The following is a 22,644-nucleotide window of genomic DNA, read 5'->3' as shown; positions in this document are numbered from 1 at the left end:
TCAGCCCGCCGCCACGGCGCGCCTGGCCGCCGCGACGATCTTGTCCACGCTCGGCAGATACTTCATTTCCTGCCGGAACAGCGGAATGTGGATGTCGTAGCCGGTGACGCGCTCGACCGGGGCGACCAGGTCGTACATCGAATGCTCGGCCAGGCGCGCGGCGATCTCGGCGCCGAAGCCCGCGGTGCGCGGCGCCTCCTGCACGATCACGCAGCGGCCGGTGCGGGCCACCGATTCGGCGATGGTGTCGAAGTCCAGCGGACGCAGCGTGGCCACGTCGATCACCTCGGCGCTGATGCCTTCGCCGGCCAGCGCATCGGCCGCCTCCAGCGCTTCCTTCACCTGCGCGCCCCAGGTCACCAGGGTCACGTCGGTGCCGTCGCGCAGCACGAAGCACACGTCCAGCGGCAGCGCCTCGCCGTCGTTGGCGACCACTTCCTTGTACTGGCGGTAGATCCGCTTGGGCTCCATGTAGATCACCGGATCCGGGTCGCGGATCGCGGCCAGCAGCAGCCCGTAGGCGCGCTGCGGCGAGGACGGCAGCACCACGCGCAGGCCGGGCACGTTGGTGAAGATGGCCTCGTTGGCCTCGCTGTGGTGCTCCGGCGCGCGGATGCCGCCGCCCCACGGCACGCGCAGCACCATCGGGCAGTGCAGGCGGCCACGGGTACGGGTACGCAGGCGCGCGGCGTGCGAGACGATGTGGTCGACCATCGGGTAGACGAAGCCGTCGAACTGGGCCTCGGCCACCGGCTTCATGCCCTGCGCGGCCATGCCGACCGCGAGGCCGGCGATCGTGGTCTCGTCCAGCGGCGTGTCGAGCACGCGCTGGTCGCCGAAGCGCTGCAGCAGGCCGGCGGTGGCGCGGAACACGCCGCCGTTGACGCCCACGTCCTCGCCGAGCACCAGCACGGACGGGTCGTGTTCCAGTTCCCAGGCCAGCGCCTGGGTGATGGCTTCGATCAGGGTGATCGGCTGGGTGGTCATCGGCGCTGCTCCCGTGGCGGCGGCCTGCGATGCGGCGGCATCGCTGGCAGTGGCCGGCGCGGGCGCCGGTGTGGCAAGTCGGACCTCATCCATGGCGCTGCTCCCAGGCCAGCGCGGCGGCGCGCTGGGCCAGCAGGTCGGCCGGCGGGTCGGCGTAGAGGTGGTCGAACATCGCCTCCAGCGGCTGCACCGGCGTGGACAGGTAGGCGTCGACCTCCTCGGCCATGCGCTGCTCGCACTCCAGCTTCCAGGCGTCTTCCTGCTCCTGGCTCCAGACGCCGCTGGTGGTCAGCCAGGTGCGCAGGCGCGCGATCGGCTCCAGCGCCCAGGCGTCCTTGACCTCGGCCTCGTCGCGGTAGCGGCGGGCGTCGTCGGCGGTGGTGTGGTCGGACAGCCGGTAGGTCATGAACTCCAGCACGGTGCCGCCGTCGCCGGCCAGGGCGCGTTCGCGCGCCTGGCGCATGGCTTCGAGCACCGCGATCAGGTCGTTGCCGTCCACCTGCAGGCAGTGCAGGCCTCCGGCGATGCCCTTCTGCGCCAAGGTCTGCGCGCCGGTCTGCGCCGAACGCGGGACCGAGATCGCCCAGCCGTTGTTGACCACGCACAGGATCAGCGGAAGCTTGTAGGCGCCGGCCGAGTTCAGTGCGGCGTAGAAGTCGGTCTTGGAGGTGCCGCCGTCGCCGCAGGTGGCCGCGGCCACTTGGGCCTGGCCGCGCAGCTTGAACGCCAGCGCCGCACCGGCCGCATGCAGGCACTGGGTGGAGATCGGCACGCAGAACGGGAAGTCGATGCCGGCCGGCGTGTCGCGCGGGAAATCGTTGCCGCGCTCGTCGCCGCCCCAGTACAGCAGGATGTCGCGCGGGCGGACGCCGCGCTCGAACAGCACGCCGTACTCGCGGTAGCTGGGGCCATAGACGTCGCCCTCGCGCAGGGCGGCGCCGATGCCGACGTGGGTGGCTTCGTGGCCCAGGCAGGGCGCGTAGGTGCCGAGCTTGCCGGTGCGCTGCAGGGCGATCGACTTGGTGTCGAAGGTGCGCACGAACAGCATCCGCTTGAACAGCGGCACCAGGCTGGCCGGATCGGCGAAATGGGAGGGAAGTTCACGGACCGGCGTGCCGTCCGCACCGAGGTACTGCAGGTACTGGATTTCGAAGGTCGCGGCGAGCGTCATCGCGTGCGTCACCTGTCGTTGAAAGGGTGAAGGATAAGCGGGCCATGTTAAGCAGACCGCAACGTTTTGCCGCTCTGCGTCGCAACAAGTCTTTGTTTCCAGTGACTTGCGCGCAGCGCTGCAAACATGCGCCCGGCTTTGATACCGGTGGCAGGCGGAAGGTTCCGGTCCGGCACGCAGGCGCGCCTGCGGTACGCTTGCCGCCCCAGTCCAACGCCGTCAACGCATGAGCCTCGACAACAACCAGCGTCCGCTGGAACCGGGCATCCACACCGACCTGCAGGGCAGGCTCACCTATGCCGGCTACCTGCGGCTGGACCAGCTGCTGGCCGCCCAGCAGCCGCTGTCGAGCCCGCCGCACCACGACGAGATGCTGTTCATCGTCCAGCACCAGGTCTCGGAGCTGTGGCTGAAGCTGCTGGCGCATGAGCTGCAGGCCGCGCGCGCGTTCCTGCGCGACGACCAGGTCGGCCAGTGCCGCAAGGTGATGGCGCGTGGCAAGCAGGTGCTGCGCCAGCTGATCGAGCAGTGGTCGGTGCTGGAGACGATGACGCCGTCCGAGTACATGGGTTTCCGCGACCTGCTCGGGCCTTCGTCCGGCTTCCAGTCGCTGCAGTACCGCGGCATCGAGTTCCTGCTGGGCAACAAGAACGCGCAGATGGTGCGCGTGTTCGACCACGATCCGGCCGGCCAGCAGGTGCTGCAGCGCGAGCTGGAGACGCCCAGCCTGTACGGCGAGTTCCTGCGCTACCTGGCGCGCTTCGGCCATGCCGTGCCCGCCGCCTACACGCAGCCGGACCGCGACTGGACCCGGGCGCACGTGTCCGATCCGGCGCTGCTGCCGGTGTTCGAGCGGATCTACGAGGACACCGACCGCTACTGGCGCGAGTACTCGCTGTGCGAGGACCTGGTCGACCTGGAGACCCAGTTCCAGACCTGGCGCTTCCGCCACATGCGCACGGTGATGCGGATCATCGGCTTCAAGCGCGGCACCGGCGGATCCAGTGGCGTGGACTTCCTGAAGAGCGCGCTGGAGCTGACCTTCTTCCCGGAACTGTTCGAGATCCGCACCACGATCTCGCCGCGCTGAGGCAGGCCGGCGACGCGCCGACGGGTTGGCGCCGGCACGCCGGCGCGGTTATGGTCCGGGCCTGGGACGCACGCGCATTGCGTGGCCGTCCGCTTCCATCGCAACCAGGGGCCCCCTCCGCATGAATCAACCCGCATCCGGCGCCGGTGCGCCCACCGGCCTGGCCGGCCGCCTTCTCGACGGCATCGAGCGCATCGGCAACCGTCTTCCCGATCCGGCGATGCTGTTCCTGCTGCTGATGCTGGCGGTCTGGGCCCTGTCCTGGGGCCTGTCGAACGTGCAGTTCGACGCGATCGACCCTCGCAACGGCGAGCCGATCCAGATCGTGAACCTGCTGTCGGGCGCGTCGCTGACCGCGTTCATGGCCAACATGGTCAAGGTGTTCCTGGCGTTCGCGCCGCTGGGCGTGGTGCTGGTGGCGATGCTGGGCCTGGGCGTGGCCGAGCACACCGGCTTCATCAACGCCGGCTTGCGCGCGATCCTGTCGGTGACGCCGAAGATGTTGCTGACCCCGGCGCTGGTCGCGGTGGCGGTGCTGAGCCATGTCGCGGTCGACGCCGGCTACGTGCTGGTGATCCCGCTGGGCGGGGTGATCTTCTACGCGGCCGGGCGGCATCCGCTGGCTGGCATCGCCGCGGCGTTCTGCGGCGTGTCCGGCGGCTTCTCGGCCACGCTGGTGGTGCCGTCCTCGCTCGATCCGCTGCTGGCCGGCCTGACCCAGGAAGGCGGGCGCATCCTCGACCCGGCGCTGATCGTCAATCCGCTGAACAACTGGTATTTCACCACCGCCTCGACCCTGCTGATCGTGGCGATCGGCTGGTTCGTCACCGACCGCATCGTCGAGCCGCGCCTGCGCCGCACCGCGATCGACGGCGACGTGGCCAGCCTGCCGAAGATGGAGCCGCTGAGCGCAGCCGAGAAGCGCGGCCTGCTGTGGGCGGTGGTGGCGATGCTGGTCGCCGCGCTGCTGTTCGCGCTGAGCCTGGTGCCGGAGACCTCGCCGTGGCGTGCACCGCCCGCGGCCGTGCCCGAGGGCAGCCATCCGCTGCTGGTCGCCGCCGCGCCGGTGATGCAGTCGATCGTGGCGCTGATCTTCGTGCTGTTCCTGCTGCCGGGCGTGGTCTACGGCTACGTCGCCGGCACGGTGAAGACCCACCGCGACATCATCGCGGCGATGACCAAGTCGATGAGCGGCATGGCGTACTACATCGTCATCGCCTTCTTCATCGCCCAGTTCCTGGCCGGCTTCAACGGCTCGGGCCTTGGCACGCTGATGGCGGTGGAGGGCGCGGATTTCCTGAAGGCGCTGGGCCTGCCGATGTGGCTGACCATCATCGGCCTGATCCTGATGACCAGCATCGTGAACCTGTTCATCGGTTCGGCTTCGGCCAAGTGGGCGCTGCTGGCGCCGATCATGGTGCCGCTGATGATGCAGCTGGGCGTGTCGCCGGACCTGACCCAGGCCGCGTACCGGGTCGGCGACTCGATGACCACCATCCTGACCCCGCTGATGCCGTACTTCCCGCTGATCGTGGTGTTCTGCCAGCGCTACGTGACCAGCGCCGGCATCGGCACCCTGGTCTCGCTGATGGTGCCGTACTCGATCGCGCTGTCGGTGCTGTGGACGTTGTTCCTGCTGGCGTTCTGGGGCCTGGGCATCCCGCTGGGCATCGGCGCCAGCTACGACTACGTACCGGGCTGACCGGCAGGCCAGCGCGGATCCGACGCCGTTTCCGGGCCCCGTTCCAGCGGCCGGCGGCCGCGGTGGGAGCATGACGAAGGCCGCCTCCGGGCGGCCTTCGCATTGACGTGCGGCGCCGGCGTCGGTGATCCTCGCCGCACTTCGGGCTCCGGCCCATCCGTCCTGCACCGCATTCCCCAGGGGATTCCATGAGCGCCGACGTCGTCGAGCCCAAAGTCGCTGCCATTCCGCCGCAGCCACCCGCACCACCCGAATTCGCCCAGTTCCTCGGGCATCCCAAGCCGCTGTGGATGCTGTTCATGTCGGAGTTCTGGGAGCGCTTCGCGTTCTACGGCATCCGCTGGGCGATGGTGCTGTACATCGTGGCGCAGTTCCACGGCGGCAACGCGGCCGGCGAGAAGCCGGCGGCCGAGCTCTACGGCGCCTACCTGGCGCTGGTCTACGCCGGTGCGATCTTCGGCGGCTACGTGGCCGACAAGCTGGTCGGCTTCCAGCGCTCGATCCTGATCGGCGCGGTGTTCATGGCGCTGGGCCTGTTCCTGCTGGCCTCGCCGACCGAGCTGCTGTTCAAGCTCGGTCTGGCCACGATCATCGTCGGCAACGGCCTGTTCAAGCCGATCATCTCGACCATGGTCGGCAAGCTGTACGCGCAGGGCGACGCCCGCCGCGATGCCGGTTTCACCATCTTCTACATGGGCATCAACATCGGCGCGATGATCGCCCCGGTCATCACCGGCTGGCTGGCGCGCAAGGTGTTCGGCACCAACGACGATCCGCATTACCAGTGGGTGTTCATCTCGGCCGGCATCGGCATGGTGCTGAGCCTGATCTGGTTCTGGGTCGGCCGTGGCCAGCTCAAGGGCATCGGCCTGCCGGCGCCGGGGCAGGAGAGCCTGGGCCGGGTCGGCCTGGTCGCGCTGCTCGGCGCGGTGATCGGCATCCCGCTGTTCTACTTCCTGCTGACCATCGACGCCAACGCGCTGCAGGCGATCCTGATGGCGCTGTTCGTGATCCCGGCGGTGATGCTGATCGTCGAAGGCGTGCGCGAGGGCCACGTGGCCCGCGACAAAGTCTTCGCGATGCTGGTGATCTTCGTGTTCAACGTGCTGTTCTGGATGTTCTTCGAACAGGCCGGCAGCTCGTTCACCTTCCTCGCCGACCGCATCGTCAACCGCGAGTTCGGCGACTGGACCTTCCCGCTGGAGTGGTTCCAGTCGGTGAACTCCATCGCGATCATCACCTTCGCGCCGATCATGGCGTGGATGTGGGTCAAGATGGGCAAGGCCAATCCGTCGATCCCGCGCAAGTTCGGCCTGGGCCTGATCTTCAACGGCCTGGCGTTCCTGCTGCTGATGATCGCGCTGTCGAGCATGGTCGACGGCAGCGGCAAGATCCCGTTCTGGACGCTGTTCGCGGTCTACGTGATCCAGTCGATCGGCGAGCTGTGCCTGTCGCCGATCGGCCTGTCGATGACCACCAAGCTGGCGCCGACGCGCCTGGCCGGCATGGCGATGGGCTGCTGGTTCCTGTCGATCGCGATCGGCAACAACCTGGCCGGCATCTTCGCCGGGCGGGTCAGCGGCGAGGGCGGCATGACCGTGGCCTCGGCGCAGTCCGGCTATACCTTCGGGTTCTGGGCGCTGGTCGGCTCGGGCGTGCTGCTGTTCGTGGTCGCGCCGCTGGTCAACCGCCTGATGCATGGAGTGAAGTGATGACGATCCGCCGTGTCCCGCGTTCCGCGTGCGTCGTTCTGGTCGGCCTGCTGGCGGCCTGTGCAGGGGGAGAGGGCACGGCGGAACCGCCCAGGCCGGTCGACGACTCGCCGCAGCCGCCGGTGGTGGCCGACGCGAGCCAGCCGGTCGCTTCCGGCAATACCCGCGCGGCCGCCGACGTGGCCGCGATCGCAGCGCTGGGGGCCGGCTTCGACCCGCAGCGCGATGCCCGGGCCGACCTGGAGACGGCCAAGGTCGAGGCGCGTCGCGGCGGGAAGCGGATCGTGCTGGAACTGGGCGACGCGGCCTGCGCGGCCTGCGAGACGCTGGACACCTACCTGGAAGGCAACGACGCACTGCGCCGCCAGCGCGACGCCGGCCTGGTCTGGGTCCGGATCGACCGCAGCGCCGAAGCCGGCAATGCCGACCTGCTGTCGGCCTACCCGGGCGTCGACGCGCCGGCGCCGTTCCTGCTGGTGCTCGACGCGGAGGGCCAGGTGCTGCACGCGCAGGAAGGCCTGCCGCTGGTGCCGGACGGCACGCCCGACCGCAAGGCGATCGAGGCCTTCGTCGCCCAGTGGGCCGCGCCCGCCACGCCGGCCCCCTGAGGCGGCCGGCCGCACGCCAGCGGCGGCGGTGATCTGCCTCAACGCGAAACGCCCGGCCATGGCCGGGCGTTCTGCATCAGGGCCGGCGCGGTGTCAGTCGCCGGCGGCGAGCGCGGCCAGGCCCGGCCCGGCCAGCTTGGACAGCAGCCGGTCCAGGATCGCGCGTTCTTCGTCGTCCAGCGTGGCCAGCAGCCGCTGCTCGCAGGCCAGCGCCATCGGCGCGACCTCGTCGTAGACGGTGTAGCCGACCTCGGACAGCGCCAGCACCGAGCGGCGGCGGTCGTCGCTGTGGATGTCGCGCATCAGCAGGTTGCGCTCCAGCAGCCGGGCCACGGCGCGGCTGACCGCGACCTTGTCCATCGCGGTGCGCTCGGCGACCTCGTTGGCCGACAGGCCCGGGAAGCGGCCCAGTACCGCCATCACCCGCCATTCGGTGATGGCCAGGCCGAAGCGCTGGTTGTACAGGTCGGCGATGGTCTGGCTGACCCGGTTGGACAGCACGCTGAGCCGGTACGGCAGGAAGTTCTCGAGGACCAGCTGGGCATGGCCCTCGCGGCCCGGAACGGACGTGGCATCGGGAACGGCAGGAGCGGACGGCTCGGTCATTGCTGCACGGCACCTTGCTTGTGGTTTCAATGGAAACTATAAAGGGCGTATCGCACCCGCCCCGACTGGGTGTCAGGAAGCCATCATGAGCGCGCAACCGCAAGCCCCCTCGCAGCAGTCCGCCAACGCCGCCGGCATGGACGTCACCCGTTTCGAGAATCCGATGGGCATCGACGGGTTCGAATTCGTCGAGTTCGCCGCGCCGGCCGGGCAGGGCGACCTGTTGCACGACTACTTCCGCAAGCTCGGTTTCACCGCGGTCGCGCGCCATCGCAGCCGCCGGATCACCACCTACCGGCAGGGCGACTGCACCTTCCTGGTCAACGAGGATCCGGATTCGTTCGCGGCCCGGTTCGCAGCCGAGCACGGCCCGAGCGCCTGCGGCTTCGCGATCCGCTTCAACAAGCTCGCCGAGTGGGTGCGCGTGCAGGCGCTGCGCAATGGCGCGGCTTCGTTCGCGCCGGAGGAGGAGCTGACCAAGGCGGTGGCCGCGCCGGTGATCAAGGGCATCGGCGACTGCATGCTGTACCTGGTCGACCGCTACAACGACGACGGCGAGATCTTCGACCCGGACTACGAATGGATCGAGGGCGCCGAGAAGAAGCCGGCCGGCTTCGGCCTGACCTTCATCGACCACCTCACCCACAACCTCTACCAGGGCAACATGGCGACGTGGTCCGACTACTACGAGCGCCTGTTCAACTTCCGCGAGATCCGCTACTTCGACATCAAGGGCGCCAAGACCGGCCTGCTGTCCAAGGCAATGACCGCGCCGGACGGCATGGTCCGCATCCCGCTCAACGAATCGTCCGACCCCAAGTCGCAGATCAACGAGTACCTGGACAGCTACCACGGCGAAGGCATCCAGCACATCGCCTGCTTCACCGACGACATCTACGCCACGGTGGAGAAGATGCGCGAGGCCGGCATCGATTTCCTGGATACGCCCGATACCTACTTCGACGTGATCGACCAGCGCATCCCGGCGCATGGCGAGGACGTGGAGCGGCTGCGCCGCAACAAGATCCTGATCGACGCCGACGTGGAGACCAAACAGCGCAAGCTGCTGCAGATCTTCACCCAGAACGCGCTGGGCCCGATCTTCTTCGAGATCATCCAGCGCAAGGGCAACGAAGGCTTCGGCGAAGGCAACTTCCAGGCCCTGTTCGAGAGCATCGAACGCGACCAGATGCGTCGCGGCGTGCTCTGACTCAGGTTGTGTGCCCGGTGCGCGACGGCGGGAGGGCCAGGCGCGCGCCGGGCGCACAGCGTCCATCTGCGAGGCAGCGATGAACAACCAGCGTTCGGACTACATGACCGGCTTCGGCAACGGCTTCGCCACCGAGGCGGTGCCGGGTGCGCTGCCGGTCGGGCGCAACTCGCCGCAGCGGGTCGCGCACGGGCTGTACGCCGAGCAGCTGAGCGGCACCGCGTTCACCGCGCCGCGCAGCGAGAACCGGCGCAGCTGGCTGTACCGGATCCGTCCGGCGGCGATGCATGGCGCGTTCTCGCTGTTCGCCGGTGCGCCGCGCTTCCACAACGACTTCGGCGATGGCCCGCTCACGCCGGACCAGCTGCGCTGGAATCCCCTGCCGCTGCCCGCCACGGCGACCGATTTCGTCGAAGGCCTGTACACGATGGCCGGCAACGGCTCGGCCGCCGCGCAGGCCGGCGTCGGCATCCACCTGTACGCGGCGGATCGCGACATGCAGGGCCGCTGGTTCTACGACGCCGACGCCGAACTGATGCTGCTGCCGCAGCTGGGTCGGCTGAGGATCGCGACCGAGCTCGGCGTGATCGAGGTCGAGCCGCAGCAGATCGCGGTGATCCCGCGTGGCGTGCGCTTCAGCGTCGCGCTGCCCGATGGCCCGTCGCGCGGCTATGTGCTCGAGAATTTCGGCGCACTGTTGAGGCTGCCCGACCTCGGGCCGATCGGCTCCAACGGCCTGGCCAATCCGCGCGATTTCGAAACGCCGGTCGCCGCCTACGAGGATGCAGAAGGCGACTTCGAGCTGGTCGCCAAGTTCCAGGGCCACCTGTGGCGCGCCGACATCGGCCACAGCCCGCTGGACGTGGTCGGCTGGCACGGCAACTACGCGCCGTACCGCTACGATCTGCGCCGCTTCAACACCATCGGTTCGATCAGCTTCGACCATCCCGATCCGTCGATCTTCACCGTGCTGACCTCGCCCAGCGACACGCCGGGCACGGCCAATATGGACTTCGCGATCTTCCCACCGCGCTGGCTGGTGGCGCAGGACACGTTCCGTCCGCCGTGGTTCCACCGCAACATCGCCAGCGAGTTCATGGGTCTGCTGCACGGCGCCTACGACGCCAAGGCCGAGGGCTTCGTGCCCGGCGGCTGCTCGCTGCACAACTGCATGACCGGCCACGGGCCGGATGCGGCGACCTTCGAGAAGGCCAGCGCCGCCGACCTGTCCTCGCCCGACGTGATCGCCGAAACCATGGCCTTCATGTTCGAGACCCGTGGCGTGATCCGGCCGACCGCGCAGGCGCTGGAGGCCGATCATCGCCAGCGCGACTACCAGCAGTGCTGGGCCGGGCTGCGCCGCCACTTCCAGGTGTGACCGCACCGGCAGTGGTGCGGGCGCGGCCAATGGCAGTCGTGGCGGGGATTGCGGGCTGCCGGAAGCTCCTGCCAGACCGGCATCGTCGCCACTGCCGCCGTCACTGCCAGCCCGGTGCCGCCTTCCGCATCGCGTCCGCGCCCGTTCCGTCGTCGGGACCGGACCTGCGGACGTGTCGATGCCGCCGCCGACACGGCGCGACGTTCCGTCCGTGGCTCACCCCGACGCAGCGGCAGCGCTTTCGCCCGTCGTTGACGGGGCCGATGCAATCCTGAGCCGGTTCACGTCGTCGGAGTCGCCATGAAGTCCAATCCGCTCGCCCCGGCACTTGCCGCCTGCCTGCTGCTGGCCGCCTGTTCGCCCTCGCCCGAGGAACCGGTGTCGTCCGGTAACGCTGCCGCGCAGGATGCCGGCGCCGACGAGGACCTGCACGAGCCGGCCGAGGACGTGCCGCCGGCCACCGCGCCGCGTCCGGCCGCACCGGGCGCGCTGGATTTCGCGGGATTCGGCGCCGCGCCGTTCGGCACCGAGGCCGAGGCGGTGCGCATGGCATGGGGCGGGCCGATGCAGGGCCAGGCCGACCAGTCCGATCCCGACGCCTGCTACTACTTGCGGCCGGAACCGCGCGACGCGGCCGGGTTCGGCATCGGCTTCATGATCGAGGGCGGGCGCTTCGTCCGCGCCGACGTCGAGGACGCGGCCACCGTCGCACCGGGCGGCGGCCGGGTCGGCATGGAGGCCGGCGACATCGGCACGCTCTATCCGGGCCGGGTCGAGGAGCAGGCGCACAAGTACGTCGAAGGCGCCAGGTACCTGCGGGTCCGCCAGGAAGGCGCCGAGGCGGTCCTGCTGTTCGAGACCGATGCCGAGGGCCGGGTCGACGCCTGGCGGATCGGCCTGCCGCCGCAGGTGGATTACGTGGAACGCTGCGGCTGAGGCCAACCCTCACGCCGCGAAGGCGTGGCGTTGCGCATAGAATCGCCGCAACCGGACGGAGGTGGCGGCGATGCTCGAAGGACTGCTCGGACTGGCTGGCGGCGTGCTTCTGCTCGCGCTGGCCAGCGACTCGCTGGTCAAGGGCGTGTCGGGACTGGCGCAGACGCTGGGCGTGCGTCCGTTCGTGGCCGGCATGCTGCTGGTGGCCTTCGGCACCTCGCTGCCGGAGCTGGCGGTCAACGTTGCCGCCGTCGTCCGTGGGCAGCCCCATCTGGCGCTGGGCAATGCGGTCGGCAGCACCCTGGCCAATCTCGGTCTGACCCTCGGCGTTGCGGCGCTCGCCGCGCCGCTGCTGCTGCACGTGCGCCGGCTGGCTCCGCTGCTGGTGCTGCTGGCCGTGGCCGCCTTCGCGTTGCTGGCGTTCGGGCTGGACGGCGTGCTGGGACGGGGCGAGGGCGCATTGCTGCTGGTGGGCTTCGCCGCGGTCTGTGCCTGGCTGCTGACCCGCACCGGGCGCGAGGATGCCGACGCGCAGGCCAGCGTGGTGGCGTTCGCCGCCACCCGTACCGGCCTGCCGCTGAACCTGCTGCGCCTGGCGATCGCTTCGGCGCTGCTCTGGTTCGGCGCGCGCTGGGTGGTCGATGGCGGCATGGCGCTCGGCCAGGCCTGGGGCCTGAGTCCGTTGCTGGTCGGCCTGCTGCCGGTGGCGATCGCCACCGCGCTGCCCGAGGTGGCGGCCGCGGTGATCGCCGCGCGCCGCGGGCAGGGCGACATGGTCGCCGGCCACGTGGTCGGCTCCAGCCTGTTCAACCTGCTGTTCATCGTCGGCGGCATGGCCGCGCTGCAGCCGATCGCGTTGCCGGCTTCGTTCGTGCGGCTGGAGCTGCCGGCGATCGTCGCGCTGTCGCTGGTGCTCTATCCGATGCTGCGCAGCGGTGCGCGGGTCAGCCGCGGTGAGGGCGTGGTGCTGTTGGCTGCCTTCGTGGGCTGGGTGCTGCTGGAACTGCTGCTGCTCTAGCCTGCATCGCGGGGCTTCGATGCCCGCGTGTGGCGCGATGACCATCGGTAGCAGCGATGCTGCCGTCGAGCGACGACGTCTTGGGGACGCGCGGCGCGCGATGGCAGCCATCGGCATGCCGCGTCCTGGCGTCCGGTCCTGCAGCCTCGCGCGATCGCCATCCTCGGCTGCGTATCGCCATCCGTGCCTTCGGTGTCGAGCGTGCCCACGCAATCGCACAGTGCGCACCGGCCTGCCGGCCTGGTCTGCGGTCCGTTCGGGCGCGGCATCGACGCGACCAGGCTCTCATTCGAGCGGCTGGCGCCTGCCAGCCTCCTGACCGCGATGCAACGCGCCATCGTCCGTGCGCTGCATGGGGATCGGAAGGCGCATTTGAACGGCACCACAGCTGGCGGCCGCGGTGCGGGTTCCCGGTCCCATTGGCGACGAACGCGCCACGCGCTGTCCGTCGCAGGCTGATGGGGGCGTGACCCGTCGCCGCGCAGCGGCTCCGGCTCAACGCTGGTCGCTGCCGCTCGCGTCCTTGCCGCTGTCGCCCTCGACCGCCGACACCGCGGGCACCTCGTCGCTGCCCGGTGCGGGTGGCCGCTCGGCCATCTTCAGCGCCAGGGCGGCCTTGGCCATCAGGTGCGCGCTGATCGGCGCGGTGATGAACAGGAACGCGGTGATCAGCAGTTCGCGCGGCTGCGGATCGAGCCCGCTCAACGCGTGGTAGCCGACCGAGGCCAGCAGTACGCAGCCCACGCCCAGCGTGCTGGCCTTGGTCGGGCCGTGCAGCCGTTTGAAGAAGTCCGACAGCTTGGTCAGGCTGTAGGAGCCGACCAGGATGAAGAAGCTGCCGGCAGCCAGCAGCAGGACCAGCAGGGCGGCGACGATCCAGCTCATTCGACGATATCCCTGCGCAGCACGTACTTGCTCAGCACCACGGTGCCGACGAAGCCCAGCATCGCGATGATCAGCGCGACCTCGAAGTAGATCGGCGTGTCCATGTGCATGCCCAGCAGCATCAGCTGGGCGATGGTGGCCACGAACAGCGTGTCCAGCGCCAGGATCCGGTCCGGCACGCTCGGGCCCTTGAGCAGGCGCCACAGCGCCATCAGCATCGCCAGCCCGACCGCATGCATCGCAGCGACGATCGCCAGGCCGACCAGCGCCTGCGGGGTCACGGGAAGATCTCCATCAGCGGGGCCTCGTAACGGGTCTTGATGTCGCGGATCACCGCCTCCGGATTCTTCAGGTTCAGCACGTGGATCAGCAGGTGGCGGCGATCGTCCGAGAGCACGGCCGAGACCGTGCCGGGCGTCAGGGTAATGATGCTGGTCAGCGCGGCGATGCCATGGATATTGCCGATGTCCAGCGGCACCCAGAGGAGGCCGGGCGTGATCTCGGCTTCGTCGCCCAGCACCTGGCGGGCGACGGTGATGTTGGACAGCACGATGTCCACCGCCAGCACCGCGATCATGCGCGGAATGCCACTGATCTTTCCGATCCGCGCGAACTCGCGGTCCAGGCGTGCGGCGAACAGCGGGATCACCAGCGCCAGCAGCGTGGCCAGGGCGACCTGGCCGCTGGTGACGCCGTCGTTCATCAGCAGCCAGAAGCAGAACACTGACAGGCTCAGCGGCAGCGACGGGATCAGGCGTTTGCGCAGTCGATTCATCAGGGCTCCCTCAGCAGCGGGGTCGCGGCGCGGATCTGCTCGACGTAGGTGCCGGGTGCCTTCAGCTGGTCGGCGGTGGCACGGGTGTAGTCGAGCAGCGGGGCGGCGCACAGCACCATCGCCACACCGTAGCCCAGCAGCAGCAGTGCGGCGCCGGTTTCCAGCGGGCGCGCCGGTGCCGCGCGGACCCGGTCGGCCGGCACGTAGGCGGCCAGCCGCGCAGGGCTCGCATCGGGCCATGGCTCGACCCGCCAGAACAGCCGGGTGCCGGCACGGGCGAGGCCGACCAGCATCATGAAGCTGCTCAGCAGCACCGCCAGCCAGACCCAGAACGTGGTGCCGCCGGCCGGCACCGCCGACAGCAGCAGCAGCTTGCCGAAGAACCCCGACAGCGGCGGCAGGCCGGCCAGCGAGATGGCGGCCGCGAAGAACAGCAGCGCCGGCACGGTCTTGCCCGGCAGCGCGGCGATCAGGTCCTTGCGGTCGCCGGCGGCGCCGCGGCGGCGGCGGACCAGGTCGGCGATCAGGAACATGGCCGCGCCGGCGAAGGTGCTGTGCGCCAGGTAGTAGATGCCGGCCGAGACGCTGTCGACGGTGTCCAGCGCGAAGGCGATGAACAGGGTCGAGGCCGAGCCGAGCACCAGGTAGGCGGCCAGCAGGCGCAGGCGGTCGGCGGCCAGCACGCCGAGGCCGGCCAGCATCAGCCCGGCCACGCCCAGCGGCAGCAGCCATGGCCAGGCGAAGCCGGCCAGCGCGCCGGCATCGACGCCGAACACCAGGCTGCTGACCCGCAGCAGCGCGTACAGGCCGACCTTGGTCATGATCGCGAACAGCGCCGCCACCGCTGCCGGGGCGTGCGTGTAGGCCTGCGGCAGCCACAGGTACAGCGGCAGCAGCGCGGCCTTGGAGCAGAACACCACCAGCAGCAGGCCGCCCGCGGCCTGGATCAGCGCGCGGTCCTGCGCCGGCGCCTCGGCCACGCGCACCGCCAGTTCGGCCATGTTGAGCGAGCCCAGCAGGCCGTACAGCAGGCCCAGCGCGATCAGGAACAGGGTCGAGGCGGCGACGTTGAAGGCCACGTAGTGCAGGCCGGCACGCATCCGCTCGCCGCGGCCGCCGCTGAGCAGCAGGCCGTAGGAGGCGATCAGCATCACCTCGAAGAACACGAACAGGTTGAACACGTCGCCGGTCAGGAAGGCGCCGTTCAGGCCCATCAGCTGGAACTGGAAGAACGCATGGAAATGCGGTGCGCGCTTGTCCCAGCCGGCACAGGCGTGCAGCAGGCAGGCGCTGCCCAGCAGCGAGGCCAGCACCAGCATCAGCGCCGACAGCCGGTCGGCCATCAGCACGATGCCCAGCCGCGACGGCCAGTCGCCGAGCAGGTAGACCCGGATGCTGCCGTCGCCGGCGTCGACCGCCAGCAGCACCGCGCAGACCAGCATCGCCGCCATCGACAGCCACGCCACGGTCCGCTGCGGCGCCATGCCGAAGCGGCGGTGTTCGAAGAACAGCGCGATCGCCGCGGCGAACAGCGGGATCAGGATCGGAAAGATCGCCAGATGGGTCATGCGCGGGCGTCTCCATCGGCACCGGCCTGCGCGGCGGGCTGCGCCTCGTCGTGCGCATGCGCCGCCTCTCGCGCCTCCTCGTGGCGGCGCTGCTCGGCCTCGATGAACTCGCGCTCGGCCTTGCTGCCGTCGACGTGGTCGCTGTCGTTGTCGGCGCGGCTGCGGATCGCGACCACGATGCTGACCGCGGTCATCGCGAACGCGATCACGATCGCGGTCAGCACCAGGGCCTGCGGCAGCGGGTCGGTGTAGTGGCTGAGATCCTCGGCCACGCCGTCGCGCAGTACCGGCGGCCGGCCCGAGACCAGGCGGCCGCTGCCGAAGATCAGCAGGTTGGTCGCGTACGACAGCAGGGTCAGGCCCAGGATCACGTCGAAACTGCGCGCGCGCAGCAGCAGGTAGACGCCGGCGGCGGTGAGGATGCCGATGGCGCTGGCGAGTGCGAATTCCATCAGGTCCTCAGTTCCGCGGTACGGGTGGAGCGGTCGCCGGGCGCGACCACGCCCAGGTGCGACACGCGGGTACGCGACGGGCGGATGGTGCCCATCATCGACAGGATCAGCATCGCGCCGCCGAACACCACCAGGTAGACGCCGGTGTCGAACACGATCGCGCTGGCCAGCGGCACCTCGCCGATCAGCGGCAGGTGCAGGTCGGCATGGCCGCTGGTCAGGAACGGATAACCGAAGGCCATCGAGCCGACGCCACCGATGCCGGCCACGACCAGGCCGACACCGATGCAGCGGATGTAGTCGAAGCCGAACCGCGATTCGACCGACGCCGCGCCCTGGATCACGTACTGGATCAGCAGCGGCACCGCCAGCACCAGGCCGGCGATGAAGCCGCCGCCGGGCGCGTTGTGGCCGCGCAGGAACAGGAACACCGACACGGTCAGGGTCAGCGGGAACATCAGCTGGGCCAGGTCGGCCGGGACCGGCAGTTGGATCGGCGGTCCCTCGATCACCTTCTCCGGCGCCAGGCGGGCCCGCCGCAGCAGTGCGTGCACGATCAGCGCGGCGATGCCGAACACGGTGATCTCACCGAAGGTGTCGAAGCCGCGGAAGTCGACCAGGATCACGTTGACCACGTTGCGGCCGTAGGCCTCCGGCAGCGAGCGGGTCAGCATCTCGGCGCTGACCGGGTCGCCGCCGGCGCGGGTCATCACCGCGTAGGCCAGCAGCCCGACCCCCAGGCCGGCGATCGCGGCCACGACGATGTCGCGCCAGCGCCGCCGTGGCGCACGCTCCGGTGGCGAGCGCGGCGGCAGGTAGTGCAGGCCGAGGAGCAGCAGCGGCAGGCTGACCATCTCGACCAGCAGCTGGGTCAGGGCAAGGTCGGGCGCGGACAGGAACACGAAGGTGATGCTGACCACCAGGCCGGCGCCACCGAGCACCACCAGCGCCAGCAGGCGCTGCCGGAACAGCTTGAGCGTGTACAGGGTGCAGGCGATCAGGATCAGCCACAGCGCCCAGCCCAGCAGCGGCATCGGCTGCGAGGGACGCAGCTGCAGGGTGGCCGACTCGCCCCCGAAGAACGGCGCGGCGCCGGCGACGATCGCGGCCAGCACCAGGCACAGCAGGCTGCGCTGCAGGCTGCCGTTGGCGATGGCGTTGGTGAAGCGGCGCGCGGTCGCGTACAGGCCTTCCATCTGCGTCTTGAACAGGTGCCGGCCCAGCGAGCGGCGCACGATCGCATGCAGGTCCAGCAGCCGGCGCAGACCGAAGTACAGCGCGATGCCGCCGGCGATGCCGGCCAGGCTCATCAGCAGCGGCAGGTTGATCCCGTGCCAGACCGCCAGGCTGTAGGCGGGCATCGCCGGGCCGAGGATCGCGGCGGCGCCGGCATGCAGCACCGGGGCGACAGTCAGCGCCGGGAACACGCCGACCGCCACGCACAGCACCACCAGCACCTCGACCGGAATCTTCATCCAGCGCGGCGGCTCGTGCGGGGTCACGTCCAGGTCGCGCGGGCCGTGGCCGAAGAAGGTCTCGTAGACGAAGCGCAGGCTGTAGGCCACGCCGAAGATGCCGTACAGCAGCGCGGCCACGGCGATCGCGTTGCGCATCCACTGGTGGCCGGAAATCTCCAGCGCCTCGGTGAAGAACATCTCCTTGGACAGGAAGCCGTTGAGCAGCGGGATGCCTGCCATGGCCAGCGAGGCGATGATCGCCAGAGCGCTGGTCCACGGCATCAGCCTGCGCAGGCCGCCCAGGCGGCGGATGTCGCGGGTGCCGGTTTCATGGTCGATGATGCCAGCGGCCATAAACAGCGAGGCCTTGAACGTGGCGTGGTTGAGGATGTGGAACACACCGGCGACCACCGCCATCGGCGTGGACAGCCCGAACAACAGGGTGATCAGGCCCAGGTGCGAGATCGTCGAGTACGCCAGCATGCCTTTCAGGTCGTGCTGGAAGATCGCATGCCAGGCGCCGACCAGCAGCGTCAGGGCGCCGATGCCGGTGACCACGTAGAAGAACAGGTCGCTGCCGGCCAGTGCCGGATGCAGCCGCGCCAGCACGAACACGCCGGCCTTCACCATCGTCGCCGAATGCAGGTAGGCCGAGACCGGGGTCGGCGCGGCCATCGCGTGCGGCAGCCAGAAGTGGAACGGGAACTGCGCGCTCTTGGTGAACACGCCGGCCAGGATCAGACCCAGCGCCCACGGATACAGCGCGCTGGCGCGGATCAGCTCGCCGTTGGCCAGCACGGTGTCGAGGTCGTACACCGACTCCAGCCCATGGCTGCCGAGGATGCGGCCGATCAGCAGCACGCCGCCGAGCATCGCCAGGCCGCCGCCGCCGGTGATCGCAAGCGCCATGCGCGCACCTTCGCGCGCATCCTGGCGGTGCGACCAGAAGCCGATCAGCAGGAACGAACTGATGCTGGTCAGCTCCCAGAACACCAGCATCAGCAGCAGGTTGCCGGAGAGCACGACGCCGAGCATCGAGCCCATGAACAGCATCAGATAGCAGAAGAAGCGCGAGGCGCTGTCCTTCTCGCTCAGGTAGTAGTGCGCATACATCACCACCAGCGCACCGATCGCCAGGACCATGCCGGCGAACATCCACGCCAGTCCGTCCAGACGCAGGGTGAAGGCCAGCCCGAGCTGCGGTATCCAGGCGTGGTCGGCGCGCGGTGCCCAGCCCTGCATGACCGCAGGCGTCATCCAGGCCAGCAGAAGCAGTCCGAGCAGGGGGGCGGCGGCTGCGATCCAGGCAGCCGTGGTACGCGGCATCGTGCGCCACACGGCCAGCACGAGGGCCGCCAGGAACGGCAGGGCGAGCAGGATTTCGAGGAATGGGATCATCCGTCGATGCGTCTGGCGGTAATCGAACCGAGTTTAACAGCAGCTGTACAGGTGTCCTGTACGCGTATTCAGTTAAACGCGCTCTGTCGCGCTGCGACAGTGCATGGCGTCGATCAGGGCGACAAACGCATCATGAAACCAGCATTGCCGCCTCCACCGCGTGATGAAGCGATGCGGAATGGGCTGTGGCGGTGCCGCCCGCGGCACCAACGTTCGGCGGCGCAGGGCGCCCGTGGTGGGCAGGCCGGCCCGCCGCTCGCGCGCGGCGGTGCGCGCGCTCAGTACTTCCAGCCCATCAGCCGGTAGAACTTGGCCAGCACCCAGGCCGGGCCGATCAGCAGATAGACCAGGTCGGTCAGGAAGCTGGGCTTGCGGCCCTCGAACCTGTGGCCGATGAACTGGGCCACCCAGGCGACGACGAACACGGCGACCGCCGACCAGAACAGCACGCCCAGGCCCAGCCGGGCTTCGATCAGCCGGCACAGGCAGGCACCGACGAAGAAGATCGCCAGCATGCCCAGACCCAGCGGGCGCGACATCCGGTAATAGAACATCCAGGCGAAGAACATCGCCAGCGCCGCCCAGATGCCGGTGCGCAGCAGGGTGCCGACCACCGGGATGCACCAGAGCAGGGCGATGACCGACCACAGGATGGCCGGCACCGCGATCACATGGATGCGCTGGTTGAGCCGGTTGCGGTGGTCGTCCGAGTAGCTGGCGAAGTAGCGGTCGATCGGCCGCATCACGGTGGTGTCCATCAGGCCCTCCCAGACCCGGGCGCGGTCATGCGCTGCGTCGCCCAGCATACGCCAGCGACTGGTCCGGACGCAGCCGGCTCAGATCGACTCGTCGAACATCCCGACCAGGGTCCAGCACGGCTCCTGCCGGAAGCGGTAGACCTGCTGGTCGCTGCTGCCCTCGCGACGGACCACGACCTGCCGCTGGCCGTCTCCGGTATCGGTGATCCGCAGCGAGCGGGTCTGGCCGAAGCCGGCCGGATCGGGGAACAGCGGCCACTGCAGCGAGGCCAGTGGCCGCTGCTGGTGCACCGGCTCGGGATCGTCGCCGCCGACATCGAGGTAGCCGTAGTCCAGTGGATCGGCGCTGGCGCCGCGCTGGAAACCGGCATCGCGGCCGAACCGGGCGAGAAAGTCGTCGAACGACGCGTGAGGGCAGGCCGGGGCCGCCGTCGCCGCGGCCGCGACCAGCAGCAGGGTGACGGCGAGCAGGACCGTGGCGATGACTCGATGCGCGGGGGTCATGGCGGCGGGGATCGTCCGTGGGTCCCGAAGCGCGCGACGACGGAGCGGATGTCCGCCATCGCGCGCGCCGGCCTCAGTCGACGCTGATCCCGGCCAGCTTCTGCAGCGCCTCGGCATAGCGGGCACGGGTGCGTTCGATCACCTCGGTCGGCAGGTTCGGGCCCGGCGCGGTCTTGCCCCAGTCCAGCGTCTCCAGGTAATCGCGGACGATCTGCTTGTCGTAGCTCGGCGGGCTGGTGCCCACCTGGTACTCGTCGGCCGGCCAGTAGCGCGAGGAATCCGGGGTCAGCATCTCGTCCATGATGTACAGGCGGCCGTCGGCGTCGGTGCCGAACTCGAACTTGGTGTCGGCCAGCAGGATGCCGCGCTCGGCCGCGTGTTCGGCCGCGTAGCGGTACAGGCGCAGGGTGGCGTCGCGCACGCGCTCGGCCAGTTCGCCGCCGACACTGCGGACCATCGCGTCGAAGTCGATGTTCTCGTCGTGGTCGCCGACGGCGGCTTTGGTCGACGGGGTGAAGATCGGCTCGGGCAGTTGCTCGGCCTGGCGCAGGCCGTCGGGCAGGGCGATGCCGCTGACCTGGCCGGTGCGCTGGTAGTCCTTCCAGCCGCTGCCGATCAGGTAGCCGCGGGCGATCGCCTCGACCGGCACCGGCTTGAGCCGGCGGGTCACCACCGCGCGCTTGGCATACAGCGCAGGATCCACGCCCTCGGGCAGGACCGAGGCGACGTCGATGCCGGTCAGGTGGTTGGGCATCAGGTGCGCGGTCTTGGCGAACCAGAAGTTGCTGATCTGGCACAGCATCTCGCCCTTGCCGGGGATCGGGTCGGGCAGGACCACATCGAACGCGGACAGGCGATCGGTGGCGACCATCAGCAGATAGTCGCCGGGGGGCGCGTCGGCGGGCAGCCGCTCGCGCGGCAGGTCGAACACATCGCGCACCTTGCCGCGGTGGCGCAGCGGCAGGCCGGGCAGGTCGGACTGGAGCAGGGTCGTGGGCACGGAAACTCCGGAACGTGGACGTGGTCATGCCCGGCGCGCCGGGCGGGCCGGCCGCACAGTGTACGGTGTGACGACCCGGCTGTGCCGTAGAATGGCGCGCTCGACCTTTTTCCTGCGTGGAAAACGATGAACCGTTGGTACGGGAAACTGCTGGGCGTCATCGCCGGCGCGCTGCTGTTCCGCCCCAATCCGCTGTTCGGTGCGGTCATCGGCCTGCTGATCGGGCACGCCTTCGACAGCGACTGGTTCCGGATCGGCAAGCGCGAGAACCCGTACCGCGAGCTCGGCCTGACCTCCGATGCCAGCGACGCCGAGATCGATCTGGCCTACCGCAAGCTGATCTCGCAGTACCACCCGGACAGGATGGCCGGGGCCGCGCCCGAGCTGCGCGCCCAGGCCGAGCAGCGCGCCCGCGCGATCAACGCCGCCTACGACCGCATCCGCACCCTGCGCGGCCGCTGAGCGCGCACCGGCGCGGCGCCCCCGTTTTCCCTTCGTACGAGCCTTCGCCATGCAGTCCACCGTCATCGCTCCGTCCATCCTGTCCGCCAATTTCGCCAAGCTGGGCGAGGAGGTCGACGCGGTCCTGGCGGCCGGCGCCGACTGGGTCCACTTCGACGTGATGGACAACCATTACGTGCCCAACCTGACCATCGGCCCGCTGGTCTGCGAGGCGCTGCGCAAGCACGGCGTCACCGCCTTCATCGACGTGCATCTGATGGTCGAGCCGGTCGACCGGATCGTCCCGGACTTCGCCAAGGCTGGTGCCAACCTGATCAGCTTCCATCCGGAAGCCAGCCGCCACGTGCACCGCACGATCCAGCTGATCAGGTCGCTGGGCTGCCAGGCCGGGCTGGTGCTGAACCCGGCCACGCCGGTCGAAACGCTGGACTGGGTGCTGGAGGACCTGGACCTGGTGATGCTGATGTCGGTCAACCCGGGTTTCGGCGGCCAGGCCTTCATCCCCTCGACGCTGGACAAGCTGCGCGCGGTGCGGGCGATGATCGACAAGACCGGCCGCCCGATCCGGCTGGAGGTCGATGGCGGGGTCAAGGCCGACAACATCGGCGAGATCGCGGCGGCCGGCGCCGACACCTTCGTCGCCGGTTCGGCGGTGTTCAACGCGCCGGACTATGCCGAGGTGATCGGCCGGATGAAGGCGGCGGTGAGCGCCGCACGCGGCTGAGGCGTTTCAGGCCGGGCGCTGTACCGACGGCGCGCGTCCACGTACGTGCCTGAAGGCGCTGCGCGCGGTCGCCGATCGCGTGCGGATGAAGGATCGGGCCTTGGTGGCTGGCGCCGTGCGACGCGCGTGTCCGGGCGGCCTTGTGGTGGCGGACGTCTTCCGTCGCGCGACCGGATCGATCCCGCGACCGGCAGCCGGGACGGCGTCGTCCCGGCTGCCACCCGGTCGCGTGTCGCGCGACCA

General features: G+C 69.7%; 21 protein-coding genes and 1 pseudogene. 10 read left to right on the top strand and 12 right to left on the bottom strand.

The genetic code is table 11. The annotated features are described in order from the left end of the window. Both IB242_RS13285 and pdhA read right to left on the bottom strand, forming a co-directional pair. Positions 1 to 987: an alpha-ketoacid dehydrogenase subunit beta gene (locus IB242_RS13285; RefSeq protein ID WP_225540565.1), complete on the bottom strand. Its 987-nt coding sequence runs from the start codon at positions 985 to 987 to the stop codon at positions 1 to 3. Positions 988 to 1,072: 85 nt separating this feature from the next. Continuing rightward, the gene (gene pdhA, locus IB242_RS13280) at positions 1,073 to 2,158 is read right to left on the bottom strand and encodes a pyruvate dehydrogenase (acetyl-transferring) E1 component subunit alpha (protein WP_192280069.1); all 1,086 of its coding nucleotides are present in this window, start codon (positions 2,156 to 2,158) and stop codon (positions 1,073 to 1,075) included. A gap of 226 nt (positions 2,159 to 2,384) precedes the next feature. On the opposite strand from pdhA, the gene IB242_RS13275 reads away from it, so the two are divergent. The 4 genes from IB242_RS13275 to IB242_RS13260 all read left to right on the top strand — a co-directional run bounded on the left by IB242_RS13275 (position 2,385) and on the right by IB242_RS13260 (position 7,270). Further along, entirely contained in the window at positions 2,385 to 3,248 is an 864-nt protein-coding gene (locus IB242_RS13275) for a tryptophan 2,3-dioxygenase family protein (protein ID WP_192280067.1), read from the top strand. A 121-nt stretch (positions 3,249 to 3,369) separates the two neighbouring features. Further along, positions 3,370 to 4,950 (top strand): AbgT family transporter, encoded by a 1,581-nt coding sequence (locus IB242_RS13270; protein ID WP_192280065.1) that lies wholly within the window; start codon positions 3,370 to 3,372, stop codon positions 4,948 to 4,950. Between the two features lie 188 nt (positions 4,951 to 5,138). Next, positions 5,139 to 6,662, top strand: coding sequence for an oligopeptide:H+ symporter (locus IB242_RS13265; RefSeq protein ID WP_192280063.1), 1,524 nt, complete (start codon positions 5,139 to 5,141; stop codon positions 6,660 to 6,662). Further along, positions 6,662 to 7,270: a hypothetical protein gene (locus IB242_RS13260; protein WP_192280061.1), complete on the top strand. Its 609-nt coding sequence runs from the start codon at positions 6,662 to 6,664 to the stop codon at positions 7,268 to 7,270. The genes IB242_RS13265 and IB242_RS13260 overlap by 1 nt, the downstream gene beginning before the upstream one ends. Positions 7,271 to 7,363: 93 nt before the next feature. Here IB242_RS13260 and IB242_RS13255 read toward each other — a convergent pair whose 3' ends face one another. Further along, positions 7,364 to 7,876 (bottom strand): MarR family winged helix-turn-helix transcriptional regulator, encoded by a 513-nt coding sequence (locus IB242_RS13255; protein ID WP_192280059.1) that lies wholly within the window; start codon positions 7,874 to 7,876, stop codon positions 7,364 to 7,366. A gap of 85 nt (positions 7,877 to 7,961) precedes the next feature. On the opposite strand from IB242_RS13255, the gene hppD reads away from it, so the two are divergent. From hppD to IB242_RS13235, 4 genes are all read left to right on the top strand, one after another. Next, complete coding sequence (gene hppD, locus IB242_RS13250; protein ID WP_343237144.1) at positions 7,962 to 9,086, top strand: 4-hydroxyphenylpyruvate dioxygenase; 1,125 nt, start codon at positions 7,962 to 7,964, stop codon at positions 9,084 to 9,086. 79 nt (positions 9,087 to 9,165) lie between these two features. Next, complete coding sequence (gene hmgA / locus IB242_RS13245; RefSeq protein ID WP_192280057.1) at positions 9,166 to 10,464, top strand: homogentisate 1,2-dioxygenase; 1,299 nt, start codon at positions 9,166 to 9,168, stop codon at positions 10,462 to 10,464. 300 nt (positions 10,465 to 10,764) lie between these two features. After that, complete coding sequence (locus IB242_RS13240) at positions 10,765 to 11,400, top strand: hypothetical protein (protein ID WP_192280055.1); 636 nt, start codon at positions 10,765 to 10,767, stop codon at positions 11,398 to 11,400. 70 nt (positions 11,401 to 11,470) lie between these two features. Then, on the top strand, positions 11,471 to 12,418 hold the full coding sequence (locus tag IB242_RS13235; RefSeq protein ID WP_192280053.1) for a sodium:calcium antiporter: 948 nt from the start codon (positions 11,471 to 11,473) through the stop codon (positions 12,416 to 12,418). Between the two features lie 600 nt (positions 12,419 to 13,018). Here IB242_RS13235 and IB242_RS13230 read toward each other — a convergent pair. The 9 genes and pseudogenes from IB242_RS13230 to IB242_RS13190 all read right to left on the bottom strand — a co-directional run. After that, a pseudogene (locus tag IB242_RS13230) lies at positions 13,019 to 13,303 on the bottom strand (Na+/H+ antiporter subunit G); the annotation flags it as partial. Then, positions 13,300 to 13,542 (bottom strand): K+/H+ antiporter subunit F, encoded by a 243-nt coding sequence (locus IB242_RS13225; RefSeq protein WP_255523466.1) that lies wholly within the window; start codon positions 13,540 to 13,542, stop codon positions 13,300 to 13,302. The gene IB242_RS13225 and the pseudogene IB242_RS13230, both read right to left, overlap by 4 nt. Positions 13,543 to 13,580: 38 nt before the next feature. Next, on the bottom strand, positions 13,581 to 14,078 hold the full coding sequence (locus tag IB242_RS13220; protein WP_192280047.1) for a Na+/H+ antiporter subunit E: 498 nt from the start codon (positions 14,076 to 14,078) through the stop codon (positions 13,581 to 13,583). After that, positions 14,078 to 15,646: a monovalent cation/H+ antiporter subunit D gene (locus IB242_RS13215; protein WP_192280045.1), complete on the bottom strand. Its 1,569-nt coding sequence runs from the start codon at positions 15,644 to 15,646 to the stop codon at positions 14,078 to 14,080. Before IB242_RS13215 ends, IB242_RS13220 begins: the two co-directional genes overlap by 1 nt. Further along, the gene (locus tag IB242_RS13210) at positions 15,643 to 16,098 is read right to left on the bottom strand and encodes a Na+/H+ antiporter subunit C (protein ID WP_192280043.1); all 456 of its coding nucleotides are present in this window, start codon (positions 16,096 to 16,098) and stop codon (positions 15,643 to 15,645) included. The genes IB242_RS13215 and IB242_RS13210 overlap by 4 nt, the downstream gene beginning before the upstream one ends. Next, positions 16,098 to 18,953, bottom strand: a complete 2,856-nt coding sequence (locus tag IB242_RS13205; RefSeq protein ID WP_192280041.1) for a monovalent cation/H+ antiporter subunit A — start codon at positions 18,951 to 18,953, stop codon at positions 16,098 to 16,100. The genes IB242_RS13210 and IB242_RS13205 overlap by 1 nt, the downstream gene beginning before the upstream one ends. A gap of 278 nt (positions 18,954 to 19,231) precedes the next feature. After that, a complete protein-coding gene (locus IB242_RS13200; protein WP_192280039.1) occupies positions 19,232 to 19,711 on the bottom strand; it encodes an Mpo1-like protein in 480 nt (159 codons plus the stop codon). 78 nt (positions 19,712 to 19,789) lie between these two features. Next, positions 19,790 to 20,215 (bottom strand): hypothetical protein, encoded by a 426-nt coding sequence (locus IB242_RS13195; RefSeq protein WP_192280037.1) that lies wholly within the window; start codon positions 20,213 to 20,215, stop codon positions 19,790 to 19,792. A gap of 73 nt (positions 20,216 to 20,288) precedes the next feature. Then, positions 20,289 to 21,215: a phosphoribosylaminoimidazolesuccinocarboxamide synthase gene (locus IB242_RS13190; RefSeq protein ID WP_192280035.1), complete on the bottom strand. Its 927-nt coding sequence runs from the start codon at positions 21,213 to 21,215 to the stop codon at positions 20,289 to 20,291. Between the two features lie 126 nt (positions 21,216 to 21,341). Here IB242_RS13190 and IB242_RS13185 point away from each other — a divergent pair, with 126 nt between their 5' ends. Together IB242_RS13185 and rpe are read left to right on the top strand one after the other, a co-directional pair. Further along, the gene (locus tag IB242_RS13185) at positions 21,342 to 21,677 is read left to right on the top strand and encodes a DnaJ domain-containing protein (protein ID WP_192280033.1); all 336 of its coding nucleotides are present in this window, start codon (positions 21,342 to 21,344) and stop codon (positions 21,675 to 21,677) included. Positions 21,678 to 21,726: 49 nt separating this feature from the next. Beyond that, on the top strand, positions 21,727 to 22,401 hold the full coding sequence (rpe, locus tag IB242_RS13180; RefSeq protein WP_192280031.1) for a ribulose-phosphate 3-epimerase: 675 nt from the start codon (positions 21,727 to 21,729) through the stop codon (positions 22,399 to 22,401). The last annotated feature ends 243 nt before the right edge of the window (positions 22,402 to 22,644 follow it).

Source organism: Xanthomonas sp. XNM01, assembly GCF_014851915.1.
In the GTDB taxonomy this organism is placed as follows: domain Bacteria; phylum Pseudomonadota; class Gammaproteobacteria; order Xanthomonadales; family Xanthomonadaceae; genus Pseudoxanthomonas.
The sequence above is the reverse complement of the archived record's forward strand: the minus strand, read 5'-3'. Positions and strand labels throughout refer to the sequence as shown.

Bases quoted from the DNA above. Each gene is read 5' to 3' on its own strand.
- IB242_RS13200 (WP_192280039.1), bottom strand. From the start codon at position 19,711: ATGGACACCACCGTGATGCGGCCGATCGACCGCTACTTCGCCAGCTAC.
- IB242_RS13275 (WP_192280067.1), top strand. From the start codon at position 2,385: ATGAGCCTCGACAACAACCAGCGTCCGCTGGAACCGGGCATCCACACC.
- IB242_RS13260 (WP_192280061.1), top strand. From the start codon at position 6,662: ATGACGATCCGCCGTGTCCCGCGTTCCGCGTGCGTCGTTCTGGTCGGC.
- IB242_RS13240 (WP_192280055.1), top strand. From the start codon at position 10,765: ATGAAGTCCAATCCGCTCGCCCCGGCACTTGCCGCCTGCCTGCTGCTG.
- IB242_RS13265 (WP_192280063.1), top strand. From the start codon at position 5,139: ATGAGCGCCGACGTCGTCGAGCCCAAAGTCGCTGCCATTCCGCCGCAG.
- IB242_RS13270 (WP_192280065.1), top strand. From the start codon at position 3,370: ATGAATCAACCCGCATCCGGCGCCGGTGCGCCCACCGGCCTGGCCGGC.
- IB242_RS13220 (WP_192280047.1), bottom strand. From the start codon at position 14,078: ATGAATCGACTGCGCAAACGCCTGATCCCGTCGCTGCCGCTGAGCCTG.
- IB242_RS13195 (WP_192280037.1), bottom strand. From the start codon at position 20,215: ATGACCCCCGCGCATCGAGTCATCGCCACGGTCCTGCTCGCCGTCACC.
- IB242_RS13225 (WP_255523466.1), bottom strand. From the start codon at position 13,542: ATGCATGCGGTCGGGCTGGCGATGCTGATGGCGCTGTGGCGCCTGCTC.
- IB242_RS13285 (WP_225540565.1), bottom strand. From the start codon at position 987: ATGACCACCCAGCCGATCACCCTGATCGAAGCCATCACCCAGGCGCTG.
- hppD (WP_343237144.1), top strand. From the start codon at position 7,962: ATGAGCGCGCAACCGCAAGCCCCCTCGCAGCAGTCCGCCAACGCCGCC.
- pdhA (WP_192280069.1), bottom strand. From the start codon at position 2,158: ATGACGCTCGCCGCGACCTTCGAAATCCAGTACCTGCAGTACCTCGGT.
- IB242_RS13215 (WP_192280045.1), bottom strand. From the start codon at position 15,646: ATGACCCATCTGGCGATCTTTCCGATCCTGATCCCGCTGTTCGCCGCG.
- IB242_RS13205 (WP_192280041.1), bottom strand. From the start codon at position 18,953: ATGATCCCATTCCTCGAAATCCTGCTCGCCCTGCCGTTCCTGGCGGCC.
- rpe (WP_192280031.1), top strand. From the start codon at position 21,727: ATGCAGTCCACCGTCATCGCTCCGTCCATCCTGTCCGCCAATTTCGCC.
- IB242_RS13255 (WP_192280059.1), bottom strand. From the start codon at position 7,876: ATGACCGAGCCGTCCGCTCCTGCCGTTCCCGATGCCACGTCCGTTCCG.
- IB242_RS13210 (WP_192280043.1), bottom strand. From the start codon at position 16,098: ATGGAATTCGCACTCGCCAGCGCCATCGGCATCCTCACCGCCGCCGGC.
- hmgA (WP_192280057.1), top strand. From the start codon at position 9,166: ATGAACAACCAGCGTTCGGACTACATGACCGGCTTCGGCAACGGCTTC.
- IB242_RS13235 (WP_192280053.1), top strand. From the start codon at position 11,471: ATGCTCGAAGGACTGCTCGGACTGGCTGGCGGCGTGCTTCTGCTCGCG.
- IB242_RS13185 (WP_192280033.1), top strand. From the start codon at position 21,342: ATGAACCGTTGGTACGGGAAACTGCTGGGCGTCATCGCCGGCGCGCTG.